Origin of the sequence: Nonomuraea purpurea, from assembly GCF_042650645.1 — a bacterium.
GTDB lineage: Bacteria > Actinomycetota > Actinomycetes > Streptosporangiales > Streptosporangiaceae > Nonomuraea > Nonomuraea purpurea.
Map to the genome: position 1 here is coordinate 31477 of NZ_JBHSBI010000003.1, position 15434 is coordinate 46910.

General features: G+C 71.0%; 12 protein-coding genes. 5 read left to right on the forward strand and 7 right to left on the reverse strand.

Annotation, left to right across the window (positions count from 1 at the left end):
• Positions 1–35: 35 nt before the first annotated feature.
• Complete coding sequence (locus ACFOY2_RS06635) at positions 36–779, forward strand: GntR family transcriptional regulator (RefSeq protein WP_379527037.1); 744 nt, start codon at positions 36–38, stop codon at positions 777–779.
• Between the two features lie 3 nt (positions 780–782).
• Here ACFOY2_RS06635 and ACFOY2_RS06640 read toward each other — a convergent pair whose 3' ends face one another.
• Positions 783–2804 (reverse strand): hypothetical protein, encoded by a 2022-nt coding sequence (locus tag ACFOY2_RS06640; RefSeq protein WP_379527038.1) that lies wholly within the window; start codon positions 2802–2804, stop codon positions 783–785.
• Positions 2805–2976: 172 nt separating this feature from the next.
• On the opposite strand from ACFOY2_RS06640, the gene ACFOY2_RS06645 reads away from it, so the two are divergent.
• From ACFOY2_RS06645 to ACFOY2_RS06655, 3 genes are all read left to right on the forward strand, one after another.
• Positions 2977–3738 (forward strand): NAD-dependent epimerase/dehydratase family protein, encoded by a 762-nt coding sequence (locus ACFOY2_RS06645; RefSeq protein WP_379527039.1) that lies wholly within the window; start codon positions 2977–2979, stop codon positions 3736–3738.
• 157 nt (positions 3739–3895) lie between these two features.
• Positions 3896–4876, forward strand: a complete 981-nt coding sequence (locus tag ACFOY2_RS06650; RefSeq protein ID WP_379527040.1) for an acetylxylan esterase — start codon at positions 3896–3898, stop codon at positions 4874–4876.
• Positions 4877–5142: 266 nt separating this feature from the next.
• On the forward strand, positions 5143–6684 hold the full coding sequence (locus ACFOY2_RS06655) for a PQQ-dependent sugar dehydrogenase (protein ID WP_379527041.1): 1542 nt from the start codon (positions 5143–5145) through the stop codon (positions 6682–6684).
• A 47-nt stretch (positions 6685–6731) separates the two neighbouring features.
• Here the strand turns inward: ACFOY2_RS06655 and ACFOY2_RS06660 are convergent, their stop codons facing one another.
• The 6 genes from ACFOY2_RS06660 to ACFOY2_RS06685 all read right to left on the reverse strand — a co-directional run bounded on the left by ACFOY2_RS06660 (position 6732) and on the right by ACFOY2_RS06685 (position 14579).
• Positions 6732–8012, reverse strand: coding sequence for an alkaline phosphatase family protein (locus ACFOY2_RS06660; protein ID WP_379527042.1), 1281 nt, complete (start codon positions 8010–8012; stop codon positions 6732–6734).
• Between the two features lie 165 nt (positions 8013–8177).
• The gene (locus tag ACFOY2_RS06665) at positions 8178–10538 is read right to left on the reverse strand and encodes an ExeM/NucH family extracellular endonuclease (protein ID WP_379527043.1); all 2361 of its coding nucleotides are present in this window, start codon (positions 10536–10538) and stop codon (positions 8178–8180) included.
• A gap of 278 nt (positions 10539–10816) precedes the next feature.
• Positions 10817–11458 (reverse strand): flavodoxin, encoded by a 642-nt coding sequence (locus ACFOY2_RS06670; protein ID WP_379527044.1) that lies wholly within the window; start codon positions 11456–11458, stop codon positions 10817–10819.
• Between the two features lie 33 nt (positions 11459–11491).
• Positions 11492–12469 carry an aldo/keto reductase gene (locus ACFOY2_RS06675; protein ID WP_379527045.1) on the reverse strand — a complete coding sequence of 326 codons (978 nt, stop codon included), beginning with the start codon at positions 12467–12469 and terminating at the stop codon, positions 11492–11494.
• A gap of 15 nt (positions 12470–12484) precedes the next feature.
• Positions 12485–13507 carry a zinc-binding dehydrogenase gene (locus ACFOY2_RS06680; RefSeq protein WP_379527449.1) on the reverse strand — a complete coding sequence of 341 codons (1023 nt, stop codon included), beginning with the start codon at positions 13505–13507 and terminating at the stop codon, positions 12485–12487.
• A gap of 184 nt (positions 13508–13691) precedes the next feature.
• The gene (locus ACFOY2_RS06685; RefSeq protein WP_379527046.1) at positions 13692–14579 is read right to left on the reverse strand and encodes a helix-turn-helix transcriptional regulator; all 888 of its coding nucleotides are present in this window, start codon (positions 14577–14579) and stop codon (positions 13692–13694) included.
• A 139-nt stretch (positions 14580–14718) separates the two neighbouring features.
• Here ACFOY2_RS06685 and ACFOY2_RS06690 point away from each other — a divergent pair, with 139 nt between their 5' ends.
• Complete coding sequence (locus ACFOY2_RS06690) at positions 14719–15411, forward strand: hypothetical protein (protein WP_379527047.1); 693 nt, start codon at positions 14719–14721, stop codon at positions 15409–15411.
• Positions 15412–15434 lie beyond the last annotated feature (23 nt).

The following is a 15434-nucleotide window of genomic DNA, read 5'->3' on the forward strand; positions in this document are numbered from 1 at the left end:
GAAAGGTATCGTCCAGACGGGCTAAGGTGTCAACCATGGGGACGAGAGTTCACAAGACCGTGACATCACCGCGTTACGTGACGATCGCCGCGGAGCTGCGCGACCGCATCACCGGTGAGAAGCTCGGCCCGCACACGCTCATGCCGTCGGAACGGGAGCTCAGCCAGAGCTACGGCGTCAGCCGGATGACCGCGCGCCAAGCCCTGGCGCTGCTGGAGAAGGAGGGGTACGTCTACCGGCGGCCGCCGCGCGGGACGTTCGTGGCCGAACCCCGGGTGCCCTTCCACATCGGCAGCTTCTCCGACGAGATCATCCTGGCGGGGCGGCACCCGTCGGCCCAGCTCATCTGGGCCGAGGAACGCCCGCCCACCCCCTCGGCCCGTGAGGCGCTCGACCTGGCCGGCGAGGAGACCGTGCACGCCCTGCACCGGCTGCGCTTCGCCGACGACGAGCCGATCGCGCTGGAGACCACCTACTTCCCCGCCGCCTGCACGCCCGGCCTCCTGGAGCGGCCACTCACCGGGTCGCTCTGGCACATCCTGCGCACCCACTACGGCGTCGTGCCGGCCGACGCCTCCGCCGTCATCGAGTCCATCGTCATCGACGACGCCTCCTGCGCCCGGCTAAAGGTCCGCAGCGCCTCCAGCGGGATCCTCCTGACCCGCCGCACCTACACCGAAGGCGGGCGCTGCATCGAGTTCGCCCGCGACGTGTACCGCGCCGACCGCGCCTCGTTCAAGGTCGAGGCGCGGATCCCGGTGCCGGTCGAAGGCGCCTGAAGGTCAGCTCTTGGCCGCGAAGTTCCAGCGGTACAGGCGCGAGCCCTTGGCGTAGTAGAGGTTGCCGTCGCCGCCCTCGGCGAGTTGGGCAACGCCTGCGGTGGCGAGCCTGGTCGCCCGCCAGGTGTTGCGGTCGACGTGCCACAGCGACCCGGCCATCGCGGCGTACAGGTCGCGTCCGCCGCTCAGCACGATGCCGCGGTCGTGGCCGTACATCGTGGACTCCCGGGGGAACAGCTTCTTGACCCGGGTCACCTTGCGCGCGGCGGTGTCGTAGCGGAACAGCGCACCGTCGGCGAGCCCCCAGACGGCCCGCCCGCCGTCGGAGGCGAGCGCGTTGACCGAGGCGGCGCCGGGCACCGGCACGGCGGAGGAGGTCACCTTGCCGCGCCGAGGGTCGAAGACGAACAGCTTGGCCTCGGTGGCGGTGGGGTCGATGCCGTAGCCGCCGTTGACGGACGTGCCGCCGTACAGCAGGCCGTCGTGGGCGGCCAGGGAGACCACGCTCTGCTCGGGAACGACGTCACGGCGCACGTCGATCTCACCGGACGCCGGCCGCCACAGCGTGAGCGCGCCGCCGAGGCGGCCCGACTTGGGCACGCTGCCCACCGCGACGGTGTCGCCGAGGGTGGCGAAGGCCTGCGGCCGGTCCTGCTCGGCGCCCAGCGTGACGGGCGGCGCCGGGTTCGTCCCGTACGCCCACGGCGAGGCGGTGTCGTAGTCCAGCAGCAGCCCGTCCGGGTAGCGGCCGTAGACCAGGTGTGTGCCGAACCGGCCGAAGCCCTCGACCTGGCCCGCCGAGGCGAGCAGGGTCGTGGCTCCCGTGGCCGGGTCGAACCGGGCCATGCCCGGCGGGGACAGGAAGCCGCCGACGTGGATCGCGCCGTCGGGGCCGGCGCCCACGGCCTGGATCGGGTTGGGCGAGCCTTCCAGGTCCTGTTCGCCGATGTAGCGGGTCTTGCCCGTCTGCGGGTTCCACACGTAGATGCGACCGTAGTAGTAGGTCATGACCAGCGACAGGCCGGGGAAGTCGGCCGAGCCCAGGTCCGCCCATGCCCAGGAGCCGGGGAAGGCGTTGGGGGCCCAGCCGGTCTTGGTCCAGGTGCGGGTGTCGAGGTCGTAGCGGACGACCCCCTCCGCCGGGATCCTGAAATATACGTACTTGCCCGCTTCGTCCGGCGGCGAGATCGCCCGGCCGCTGATCGCCGGAACCGTGTCGACGAAGGCCCCGGCGGCGATGTCGTACACGAGCAGGTCGTTGGACGGCTGCACCCGCAGCAGCAGAAGGTCGCGGGCGCGGGTCATGTCGTAGACGACCTCGTGCGAGCCGTAGGCCGCCGGCAGCGGGATCTGGGTGACGCGGCCGGTGGCGCGTTCGAAGCGGGCCAGCCTGGCGCGCGGCTGGGTGCCGAAGTAGACGTGGGTGTCGTCGACCGCGAGCGAACGCCCGTAGGTCTCCCCCGGCACGACCTGGCCATGGTCGGTGAACGCGCCCGTCGCCGGAGAGTAGGAGATCAGTTTGCCGCCCGGGTACGTGCCGCCGTAGATCGTGCCGTCGGGCGCGGCGGCCAGCCGCCAGATGCCCTCGCCGGCGAAGGGCACGCCGAGCGAGGTGATCGCCTCGTCGCCGGGCCGCCACTTGTAGAGCCGGCCCTCGGTCATGCCGAAGTACACCGCGCCCTCGGAGGCGGAGAACGTGCTCGCCCAGCTGTTCACCCCGGCGGGCAGGCGCTGACGGAACACCACCGTGCCGGATCGTACGTCGGTGACCTGGAACATCGCCGGGATCTCGGCGTTGCCCGCGGTCACCCAGTACGCCTGCGGCTTGCCGTCGGCGTCCACCCCCTGCGCCTGGTCCTGCGACAACACGCGGGAGTCGATGGGATGGCCGAGATCCTGCTCGGCGCCGGAGGTCGCGGGCGGCGCTTTCACCGTGCCGGCCGTCGCCGTGCCGGGTGGCGCGAGCGTGATGCCGGTCATGAGCGCCACCCCGATCAGGGCGGCACGCAGCCTGGTTCGTCTCATGTGCTCTTCCTCCGGGTGAGGAGCGGACGTGATCAGCCCTGGATGCCCGAGCTCCCAATAGCGGCCCAGACCGAAACTAGCCATTAGCGGGAGCACGGTCAAGAGATCTTCCCTTTTCGGGCGGGACCGTTATAAGGTTGGCCGGGGCAGTCGAGAAGAGGGTGAGGCCCGCGTGCGCGTCCTGCTCATCGGCGGTGGCGGCCAGGTCGGCCACACCGTGACACCGCACCTGCTCGCGGCGGGTCACGCGGTGCGTGTGCTGGATCGGGCGCCGCCTCGGCCGGCCGTCGCGGGGGCACGGCTCGCCGAGTTCGTCCAGGGCGACGCGACCGACACGGCGGCCCTCGACCGGGCCTGCGCGGGAGTCGAGGCGGTCGTGCATCTCGCCGCCGTGGTGCCGCGGGGCCCTGAGGCGGGCGACGCGGGCCGGATCGCCGCGGCGTACGCGGTCAACATCGGGTCGGTGCACGCCGCGCTGCTCGCCGCGCGCCACCACAACGTGCCGGCGTTCGTGCACATCAGCACGATGTCGGTGTACGCGGCGTTCGGCGAGCGAGTGGTGGACCCGGCCGTGGACCTGCCCGACGCCGGCCAGCCGTACGGTCTGTCCAAGCGGCTGGCCGAGGAGGTGTGCCGCACGGCCGCGCGCGACGGCGCCACCACCGTGACCTCCCTGCGGCTCGCCTACCCCACCCCCGACGAGGACTGGCCACTGTGGCGCCCGCCGGACGGGCGTCCCCCGGTGCGCCTGGATCTCGCAGGAACGGCCTTTCCCGCCCTGGCGGCGAGCGACGCCGCGACCGCGATCCTGGCGGCGGCCCGGCGGCGCGGCGCCTACCGCGCGTTCGCGATCACGGGCGACCGGCGGGGCGTGTGCGTCCACGACGACGGCACAGCCGCCGTCCTCGGCTGGACGCCCCGGCGCGGGACCTGATCATCGCACTGTCACGGCACGGCCGCCGCCCTCGGCCGCACGGCCCGGCGCCTGATCATCGCACGGCCTGCTGCCCTCAGCCGGGCGGCCCGGCGCGGCGCGTGATCATCGCACTGTCTAAGCTGTCGCGCTGTACCCGCAGTGAGGAGGCCGCGAAGTGGCCCTGTTCGACCTGCCGATAGAGCGGCTGAGGACCTACGAACCCCCGCGCGAGGAGCCTGCGGACTTCGAGGAGTTCTGGCGGCGCACGTTGCGGGAGGTTCGGGCCTATGATCTCGACCCGGTCCTGACTCCCCAGGACACGCCGCTGGCCCTCATGGAGGTGGCCGAGATCCACTTCTCCGGCTTCGGCGGGCACCGCATCGGCGGCTGGTTCATCCGGCCGCGCGACGCCGGGGACGCCCCGCTGCCCTGCGTCGTGCGCTACCTGGGCTACACGATGGGCCGCGGCCTGCCGCACCAGTGGCTGGCCTACCCGTCGGCCGGGTTCGCGACGCTGGTCATGGACACCAGAGGCCAGGGCGGCGGATCCGGCGTGCCCGGCCGCACCCCGGATCCGGCCGGCGGCAACACCCCCGAGGTGCCCGGCTTCCTCACCAGGGGCCTGAGCGACCCGGACACCTACTACTACCGCCGGGTGTACGCCGACGCGGTGCGCGCCGTCGAGGCCGCCGCCGCGTTGCCCGGAATCGACCCGGAGCGGATCATGGTGGTGGCCGGGAGCCAGGGGGGCGGTGTCGGGCTGGCCGTGGCCGGGCTGGTCCCGGAAGCGCTGCGCGCGGTGATGCTCGACGTGCCGTCACTGTGCATGTTCCGCCGGGCGACGGAGATCAGCAACGTGGGGGCGCGCGCCGAGATCGCGGAGTACCTGCGCACCCACCGCCGCCGGGTGGAGGAGGTGTTCGGTGTGCTGTCCTACTTCGACGGCGTCAACTTCGCCGCCCGCGCGACCCCGCCGGCCTGGTTCTCCGCCGCCCTGATGGACCAGGTGTGCCCGCCGTCGACGATCTTCGCGGCCTACAACCACTACGCGGGGCCTCGGGAGATGCGCGTGTGGCCCTACAACGGGCACGAGGGCGGCGGCGCCGAGCAGGAGGCGGACAACCTCGAACTCGCCCGCCACCTGCTCATGGGCTGAGCCGTCCGACTCCGCCCCGAAGGTCCCCCAGGGCGGCGGTGACGCGATCGACGTCACCCCGCTCGGGGCAGGCGCCGAACCGCCCGGCGGATGTACGTTTCATGGACCGATGGCGGGCCTCGTCGGCGCGTTCTCGTATCGTCCCTGGTCAGAGGGCAGGAAAGCGCCACAAGGGCGGGCGTCGTGATCGCGGGCCTGGTTGTGACGGCGGACGAGCCGATACCGTCCGGTCGGACACCCGACGAAACCCGCCTCTGGAGCCAGACATGCCAGGAAAACGCTGGGCAGCCCCCGTGCTGCTCGCCTTGTCCCTGCCACTGCTCGCCCCCGTGAGCGCCCTGCCCGTCGCCGCGGCGACACCCTCACCCGCCCTGGCCGCGCTGCTCGCCGAGGCGGGGGCGCCGCTGGAGGAGATCAACGCGACCACCACCCAGGTCGCCTTCGGGTTACGCCGCCCCACCGCCATCGCCGCGCCCGACGACGGGACGAACAGGCTGTTGATCACCGAGAAGCGCGGGACCGTGCGTGTCTACCGCCCGGACACCGGCCTCGAACAGACCCCGATCATCGACATCACGGCGTCGGTGGACGAATCCGAGAACGAGCGCGGGCTGCTCGGCATCGCCCTGTCGCCGGACTTCGCCCAGAGCCAGGACCTGTACCTGGCCTACACCGCGCTGCCGGACGGCGCGGTGACCCTGGCCCGGTACAGGCTGGACGAGGCGAAACTCGAACCCCTGCTCTCCCAGGCGCACGCCGACTTCGGCAACCACAACGGCGGTCAGATCACCTTCGGCACCGACGGCAAGCTCTACATGAGCATCGGCGACGGCGGCGGCTCCGGGGACCCCTTCGACACCGGGCAGCGCCTGGACACCCTGTTGGGCAAGATCCTGCGCGTCGATGTCAGCCGGAACTGCGGCGAGTTGGCCTACTGCGTTCCCAAGGACAACCCGTTCGTCGGCGTGAAGGGCGCACGGGGCGAAATATGGATGTTAGGCGGGCGCAACCCGTGGCGCTTCTCCGTCGATCCCGCGGACGGCTCGATGTGGATCGCCGACGTCGGCCAGGGCAGCTGGGAGGAGATCAACCACATCCCGACCGGACGGCAGGCCGGCGCGAACCTCGGCTGGTCCTGCTATGAGGGGCTGGCGGTGTTCGACCAGACCCAGTGCCGTTCCGGCACCGAGTACACCAAGCCCGTCTTCACCTACTCCCCGCACACCGGCGGCTGCGCGGTCATCGGCGGAGTGGTGTACCGCGGCAAGCAGTTCGCCGACCTGGTCGGCGACACCTACATCGCCACCGACTACTGCTACTCCACCGTGTGGGCGCTGCGCAAGAACAGCTCGGGCGGCTACTCCCAGGCCGAGATCGGCCAGACGCCCACGCAGGTCACCGCGTTCGGCACCACGCCGGCGGGCGAGCTCTACGTCGTCAACGACCTTCCCGGCGGCCTGCACCGCGTCTCGTTCGAACGCTCGCTGCCGACCTGCCGGATCGGCTACACCACACAGACCTGGGGTGGCGGCATGACCGTCGACCTCACCGTCACCAACATCGGCACCGCCCCCATCAACGGCTGGACGCTGAGGTTCCCCCTTGCCCGGGGACAGAGCGTCGTCTCCGACTGGAACACCGACCTCACCCAGAGCGGTGACATGGTCACCGCGGTCAACGCCTCCCACAACGGCTCCATCGCCCCTGGGCAGAGCGTCACCATGGGCTACCTCGCCAACCACACGGGCGACGCGTCCCTGCCGAGCCGGATCACCCTCAACAGAGACACCTGCGCCGTCACCCGCTGACCGGCACCTGGCCGTTGAGCGTCAAGGGGAACAAGGGCCGGCCGCCGCTATGGCAGGGCGGTCAGGTCCCGGCCTTGGGCCTGTGCGGGGGGACGGGTTCCGAGGAGGGCCGCGATGGTCGGGGCGACGTCGATCAGGCGTGGACGGTGCGGGCGGATGCCAGGGCGGATGCCCGCGCCGGACAGCAGCAGGGGAACCTTGATCTCGCCCAGGCTGCCGTGGGACCCCCGCCACTGCCCGGCAGGCGGCTCGGCGAGAGCGAATCCCCACGGCGGCCTCGCCTCGGCCACCAGGTCACCGAGCTTGTCCCCGGCGTGCAGGGAGCGCAGCGCGCGGTCGTCGAGCACCCGGCTGATCTGTGGAAGCTTGCGGAGCGCCGCCTTGATCCGGTCCCGGGCGCGCGGTTCTGACGCGCCGCCGCGCAAGGTGATGTCGCCCACCCGCACCGCGTTGGGCACGATGACGACCTCGACGCCGGGAGCGGGGGCGCTGCCCGAGGGGACGACCTCGACGGTGTGGCCGAGAGCTTCGACGGCCCCGACGACCTGCGGGATCAGGGTGCGGTTCCAGGCCGTCATGCCGTGATCTCCGGTGAGCAGGAACGCCGTGTCTGCGTGGATCCCGACGTCCTTTGTGGCCTGCACCAGCCTGCCCAGCTGACGGTCGTGCTCGGCGAGCAACGGGGCGATGCCCGGGCTGTCCGGTCCCTCCTCGTGGCCCAGCCCGTCGAGGTCGGAGCTGTAGACGGCGAGCAGGTCGGGAATTTTCGCAGCGGTCACCGACTGTCCGTTGGAATCCACCGGGCGCAGGTTGAGGATGTCGATCGCCACGTCGACCCGCTGCCCGAATCCGCCGCCCGGCTGGACGTACAGGTGCTCCGGGTCGCCGTAGCGCACGCCGTGGTCCTGGACCATGTACCACTGCACGGAGGCGACGGTCCGCCCCTCGGCCGCCAATGACTCGGCGATGGTCTCGGCCGCCAGGAACCGGCTCTGCCCCTGGGCCCTGCCGCTGACCGGGTCGTACACGTACGCGACGTTGCCGTGCGCCTCCGGATAGGCGCCCGTGCTCATGGACGCGCGGCAGGGGTTGGAGACGGTGTGGAAGGTCCCTTCCGCGATCGCGAGGGTGCCCCGGGCGGCCAGCCGGTCGAGGTTCGGGGTCGCCACGCGGCCCAGGTAGCCGGGGTCGAAGCCGTCCCAGTCGACCACGATGACGTGCTTGGCGCGGCGCGGCCCGCCGTGGCCGTCCGCCCGTGCGGCGGGCGCCAGGCCGCCGACTCCTGCCGCCGCGAGGCCGCCCAACATGGTGCGCCGAGAAACCGACATAGACCATCCCTGCCTTCGACGACCGTCGCCGTGACGGCCGCAGTCACCGTAAGAGAGGGCAGGCGACGATCACAGCGGCCTCCGGGTGACGGCCACGTGAACACCGGCGGCAGGACGGTCGCCGGCCGGGGCGGACAGGTGCTCCGCCCCGGCCGGCACGCGTTCTCAGAGTCGCAGACCCACCAGCAGCGGGTCGTGGTCGGAGGAGCGGAAGGGGTCGGGCGCGTACAGGGAGGGCGGGTTGAACTCGGTGTTGTAGTCCATGAACCGGCCCTCGTCGGCGTTGACGTGCCAGATCGTGGCGCCGGTCACCAGCTTGCGCGCGCTCTTGTCGGCCATGACGTGGTCGAGCTCACCGGACAGCCCGCCGAAGACGTAGCTGTAGCGGTCGTCCTTCTTGACGTACTCCTTGCTCAGGCTGGTCAGCCCGCCGTTCTCGAAGGTGCGGATCGGGTCCTCCTCGCCGTAGGCGTTGATGTCGCCGAGAACCAGCACGTTCTTCAACTGGAGGCTGTCGATCAGCGCCAGCACGGCGTTGGCCTGCTTGACCCGCTTGGCGTTGTAGCAGCTCTGCCCGTCGCCCTGGTCGGCGTCGGGGCCGGTGGCCGGGCCGTCCGCGTCGGTGCAGCCCTTGGACTTGAAGTGGTTCACCACCACCGTGAACGTCTTCCCCTTGTCCTTGGCGCTGCCGAAGGTCTGCACCAGCGGCGGCCGGCTGAAGATCGGGTCGGACGACGACCGCGCCTGGCCGATCGGGGTGACCTTGCCCGGCTGGTAGATCAGCGCGGTCTGGATGGCGTCGGTGCCAGGGCCGGGGTGCGTCACCGCCTTGTACGTGCCGGCGCCGGCCTTGGCGTTCAGCGCGTCCACCAGCGTGTTCAGCGCCGCGTCGTTGTTGCGCTCGACCTCCATCAGCCCGGCGACGGCCGGGTTGAGCGTGGTGATGTTGGCGACCAGCTTGGCGAGCTGGCGGTCCCGCTCGGCGGCGTTGGTGGCGCCGCGGGAGCCGAGCGTGGTGAACCAGTTGAGGGTGTTGAGGCTGGCCACCCGGACGTCGCCGCCGACCTTCGCCGGCTGGGCGGGGCGGGGGTTTTCCGCTCGGAAGACCACGGGCTCGGTCGGCTGGATGCGGTAGAGGTCGAAGCCGTAGGTGAGGACGCCGGTCAGGCCACGCACCTCGTCACCGATGCGGACGGTGTTCGACCCCTTGGTGGTGTACGGCAGCGTGGGCGGGTTCTGGACGGTCGAGCCGTCATCGAGCAGAATCGTCCGCCGCGCGTCCTTGTCTGTGTCCACGCCCGCGCGGTCCGTCGGCTGCCACAGCCGGCTGCCCTCGGAGAGGGTGATCTCGCCGTACCTGGCCAGGTTGTAGGTCTCGGAGACGGCGAGGTCGTCGCCGAAGGTGACGAGCATGCCCTCGTAGCGTTCGAAGGTGACGCCCTTCTTGAGCGGCAGGTCCACCTTGGTCGGCTTGATCACGCCGGTGCCGCAGACGTTCACGGCGGTGGCCGGGGAGATCTCGGTGAGGCCGTTGTACTCGATCACCTTGCCGGAGACGAGCACGCGGTCGCCGGTCTTGACCTGCGAGGAGGAGAACACGAACAGGCCCTCGGAGGTCGCCGGGTCGGCGTCGGGCCGGGTGGCCTGGAGGTAGAAGCCGCCGAGCTTGCCGGAGCCCTGGAAGGAGCCGGTGACGACGCCCTCGACCCGGACGTTCTGGCCGGCGACCGGGCTGGTCTCGCCGCTGCCCTGCACCTGGGAGATCTGGTGCGTGGGCGCGGTGTCACAGCCTTCAGCGGGGGCCGTGGGAGTCGGGGTGGGAGTGGGGGTCGGGGTCGGCGTGGGCGTCGGGGACGGGTCGCCACCGCCGCAGGGAGCCGGGGTGGTGGCGCTGTTGCGCGGCGCCGGGGCCGCGGTCTCGAAGTCGGCGCCGTTGTCGTCGGTGTCGGCGCAGCCGCCGCTCTTGCGGAACCCGCCCGTGGCGTTGGTGAGCGCGGGGGCGGCGGAGCCCTCGAAGAAGTTCGCGCCACCGTAGCCGACCAGGTCGGCGAGCTGGGCGAGCTGGGTGTCGGAGCAGGGAGTGGAGGAGCCGTTGCAGGCCAGGCCCTCGGCCGAGCTGACCAGCGCCACCTTGCCCGCGGTGCCGCTCATGTTGATCGAGCCGACGTTGTCGGGCTGGGGCAGCGCACCGCTGGGATTGGTGCCGGCGGCGAGCTGGAGGAGGTGGTACTGACCCGGTTCCAGGGTGCCGGAGAGGTCGGCCTTGTTGGAGGCGAAGTTCCCGGTGCCGGCGGCACTGGTGTACTGCACGGACCAGCCGTCCAGCGCCACGGGAGCGCCGCTGCGGTTGAACAACTCTACGTAATCGTTGGTGAAGGGAGCGCCGGAGTTGCCGCCTCCGCCGTAGACCTGGCTGATGACCACGTTTCCGGGCGTCGCGGCCACGGAGGGTGAGGATAGGGCGACGATCGAGCCGGCCATGATGGCCGCGCCAAGGATCGCCGAAACCCGGGACATAACACGCATGCGGGGGATCGTAAACCGGAAAACGTCGAAAACCCTGTATCAGGCATGGACGAGTCATGAAATCTTAGACTTTGACATTCCATGTCCATTCCGAGTTGCGGATGTTCGTCATCGGATGATGCACGATCGTCACGAAGCGTCATGATCCGTTCACACCCGACGTGGCGCAGCTGGAGGAGAACCTGGCCGCCGTGGACCTGGAGCTGAGCGAGGACCAACGCGCCCGCCTGGACGCCGCCCACTGACCGGTGCCGTGGCGGGCGCGCTCCCGTCCTTCGTCACGAGGTGAGCAGGCCGACGCGCCGCAGCCACGATTCGACCTCGGCGTCCGCGTCGGCGACCTCCTCGCCGCGCACCGCGAGCCCCTCCCCGAGGGTCGCGCCGGGGCAGGAGGCGGCGTAGTCGCGTTCGGTGGTGCCCAGGCCGCTCATGGCGTACGTCGTGAGCGGGAAGACGGTCTTGCCGCTGAAGTCGAGGCCCTCGGTGAAGGTTGACATGATCATGGGCGCCCTGACGTTCCAGATGGGGCTGCCCAGCAGCACCGTGTCGTAGCGCTGGATCGCGGGCAGGGGGCCGGCGATGGCCGGACGCGCGCCCGCGTCCTGTTCGCGGACGTTGCGCTGGACGGTCGCCTCGTAGTCGTCGGGGTAGGGGTCGGCGGGTTGGATGCGGTGCACCTCGCACCTGATGCGCCTGGCGATCATCTGACCGAGAACCTCGGTGTTGCCGACCGCGAGCCGGCGACGGCCGCCGTAGTGGTAGTTCTCTCCTGGCCTGGAGAAGTAGGCCAGCAGGACCGAGGGCGCGGGCCGGCGTGGCGGGGAAGCGGAACAACCGCTCGCGATCATCGCCGCTCCTGTCATGAACGCGCGGCGAAGTAGCGAGCGGCGCCCCATCGTGCCGCGGTCAGGCGTCGTCATAGACCTGGATGTCCTTGTCGGGGATGGGGCCGGTCAGCGTTCGATCAGCCGCATCTGCTCCTCGTTGTGGTCGTCACCGGCGGCCGGGGGCAGGTTGTCGAGCTTGGCGATCTGCTCGGCGGTCAGCTCGACGCCGTCGGCGGCGGTGTTCTCCTCCACGCGGGCGACCCGCTTGGTGCCGGGGATCGGGACGATGTGCTCGCCCTTGGCCAGCAGCCAGGCCAGGGCGACCTGTGGCAGGGTGAGCCCCGCCGCTGCGGCGATGGCCCGTACCTCGTCGGCGAGGGCCAGGTTGCGCCGGAAGTTCTCGCCCATGAAACGCGGGTTGGTCCTGCGCCAGTCGGTGGCGTCGAACTGCTCGGGCGAGCGGATCGAGCCGGTCAGGAAGCCGTGGCCCAGCGGCGAGTAGGGGACGAAGCCGATGCCCAGCTCGCGCAGCACGGGAAGCACCCGCTCCTCCACCTCCCGGGTCCACAGCGAGTACTCCGACTGCACCGCGGTGACCGGGTGGACGGCATGGGCGCGGCGGATCGTCTCCGGCCCGGCCTCCGACAGGCCGATGTGGCGGACCTTGCCCTCGGCCACCAGCTCGGCCAAGGTGGCGACGGTGTCCTCGATGGGGGTGTTCGGGTCGACGCGATGCTGGTAGTACAGGTCGATGTGGTCGGTGCCGAGGCGTTTGAGCGAGCCCTCGACGGCGCTGCGGATGTTGGCCGGGCTGCTGTCGAGCTGTCCTGGGCCGCCGCCGGTGTGCGAGATCATGCCGAACTTGGTGGCCAGCACGACCTGGTCGCGGCGGCCCTTCAGGGCGCGGGACAGGAGTTCCTCGTTGGCGTACGGGCCGTAGATCTCGGCGGTGTCGAGGAAGGTGACGCCCAGCTCCAGCGCCCGGTGGATGGTGCGGATGGATTCGGCGTCGTCGCTGCCCGCGCCGGTGTAGCCGAAGGACATGCCCATCGTGCCGAGGCCGATGCGGGAGACGTCCAGGTCTCTCAGGGTGGTGTGCTTCATGGTTACCTCTCGGGGTCAGGGCTGGATGAGCACTTTCAGCGCGGTGCGGTCGTTCATCGCGCGGTAGCCGTCGGGCACCTGCTCCAGGCCGATCGTCCGGTCGAACACCCGGCCCGGCTCGACCCGGCCCTCCAGCACGTCGGGCAGCAGTTCCTCGATGTAGGCGCGCGCCGGGGCGGGGCCGCCGGTGAGCGTGATGTTGGGGCCGAACAGGCTGGCGAACCCGATCGGGGCGTCCTCGTACTGCGGCACGCCGACCCGGCTGATCACCCCGCCGGGACGGACGACGCCGAACGCCGTCTCGTAGGCCTCTCGGTAGCCGACGGCCTCCAGCACCGCGTGGACGCCCTGGCCGCCGGTCAGCTCGCGCACCCGCTCGACGCCCTCGGCACCGCGCTCGGGTACGACGTCGGTGGCGCCGAAGTCGATGCCGAGCTTGGTGCGGTCGTCGTGGCGGCCCATCAGGATGATCCGCTCGGCTCCGAGCCGCCTGGCCGACAGCACCGCCATCAGCCCGACGGCGCCGTCGCCGATGACCGCAACCGTGGTGCGCGGGTTGACCTCGGCCTGCTTGGCGGCGTGGTAGCCGGTGCCGTAGACGTCGGCCAGGGTCAGCAGCGACGGCAGCAGCTCCGAGTCCTCGCCGACGGGCAGCTTGACCAGCGTGCCCCGTGCCTGCGGCACGCGGATCGCCTCGGCCTGGCCGCCGCCGACGCCGCCCGCGGCCCAGAAGCCGCCGTTGAGGCAGGAGGTGTGCAGGCCCTCGCGGCAGAAGACGCACGTGTTGTCCGAGTAGGCGAACGGGGCCACCACCAGGTCACCGCGCCTGAGCCCTGACACCTGCGAGCCGAGGTCCTCGATCACGCCGAGGAACTCGTGCCCCATCGGGGTGCCCTGCTCCGAAGCCGGCAGGGAGTGGTACGGGTGCAGGTCGCTGCCGCAGATGCACGAGCGCACGATGCGCACGATCGCGTCGGTGGGCTGCTGGATGACCGGGTCGGGCGCGTTCTCCACACGCACATCACCGGCACCGTACATAAAAGTAGCTCGCATCAGAATATTTCCGTATCTCGTGTTCGTCCTCGACCGGCAGACCCGGTCCAGGCACCCGTAGGAAGGGCGTGGTCACCACGTCACCGTGGGCGCCTTCCATCCAATACGCCTGCTCGGAGGCATGGCAGGGCCTGCTGTTACAGGTAATGGCAGAACCCCCCTGCGGGGGTCAGGTCTGGTCCGGGTTCGCCTGCGCCTCGGCGAGGTCCTGGGTGGCCGCCCAGCTCGCGAGCATCTTCAGCCCGTCGGCTGTGGGGCTGCCGGGGGCGGCGGTGTAGACGTTGAGGGTCAGGCCGGGCTCGGAGGGCAGTTCCATAGACTCGAAGTTCAGGTCGAGCTGGCCGACGACCGGGTGGCGCAGCCTTTTCTGGCCGCTGCGGTGGAACTGCACGTCGTGGGAGGCCCAGCGCTGCCGGAAGATCTCGCTCTGCGTCGAGAGCTCGCCGACCAGCTCGATCAGCGCCCGGTCGTGCGGGTTGTGGCCCGCTTCGAGCCGGAGCATGGCGGCGGCGTCGTTGGCGATCCGGTCCCAGTCGACGAAGAACTCGCGCGCGGCCGGGTCGAGATAGAGGAACCGGGTGGTGTTCGCCGGGCGGCGGGGGTCGGCGAGCACCGGGGCGTAGAGGGCGCGGGCGAGGCGGTTCATCGCCACGATGTCGTGGCGGGCGTTGCGCACCCAGGCCGGCGCGTCGGTGATGGCGTCGAGCACCTGCTGGATCGCGGGCCGCACGCTGGTCGCAGGCGTACGGCGCCGGCGAGGGCCCTGGCCGGCGGTCCTGGCCAGGGAGAACAGGTGATCACGCTCGGCCTCGTCCAGCCGCAGGGCGCGGGCCAGGGCGTCCAGCACGCTGTCGGAGGCGCCGGAGAGGTTCCCCCGCTCCATGCGGACGTAGTAGTCGATGGAGACGCCCGCGAGCATCGCGACCTCCTCCCTCCGCAGCCCCTGAACGCGGCGGTTGCCGCCGTAGACGGGTAGCCCGGCCTGCTCAGGGGTGATGCGTGCCCGCCGCGAGCTGAGGAATTCGCGGACCTCGGCGCGGTGGTCAATCTTGCCCATAACCCCAGGGTATGCAAGGTGACGGGTGTGAAGGAGGTAACGCCAGTACCCCGATCAAAGGGCCTCAACCGCTCCGGCGGAATGGGTTTACGTTGCGAGCGTGACGGGAAACGACCGCAGAGTGACACGCTCCGTGGGCTTGAAAAGCGTCCTGTGGCGCCTGGGGCCGGTCGTGCTGGCCATCGCGGCGGCCTTCGGGTGGGCCTACCTCAACGCCTACGGTCCCAAGGGCTGGGTCAGCGTGGTGCTGTGGATCATCGGCTGCGTCGTGACGCTGGCGCTGATCGCCGTGGCGTTCTTCAGCTGCACCAGGGCGTTGCTGAGCCTGGCGCTGGCCGTGGCGCTGGTCTTCTGCCTCAACATGGCCCACGAGGCCGTGGCGGAGCAGGCGCTGGCCGAGCACGGCAAGGTGAGCGACTGCCTGGTGCGGCAGGAGATCCCGCGGCAACGAACCGTCACCGAAACCCACCATCTGCCCGGGACCTCGCCCGGCGACCCGGGCAGTACGTGGACCTCCACGCGCACCGAGACCTCCTACGAGTACCGGCTGGCCTGCCCGCAGGCCCGTCCTGACTCGATGACGACCGACACCTCCGTGGCGAAGGCGGGCGCCGTCATCGCGGTCAGCTGGGATCCGACCGGGCGAATCTCCCCCCGCCCGGCCAAGGCCGGCGCCCCCGCCGAGGGTTTCCTGGCCGCTGGGCTCGTGGGAGGCGCGGCCATGCTGCTCACCCTGCTTGACGCCGTGCTCGACGCTGCCGGCTTCACCGCCAGACGTTCCTGTCGGCAGGCCGTGAGCCGCCTGCGGGAACGGCTTCGGCGCCGACGCTGACGCCGATTTCCGAGCACGGGGCC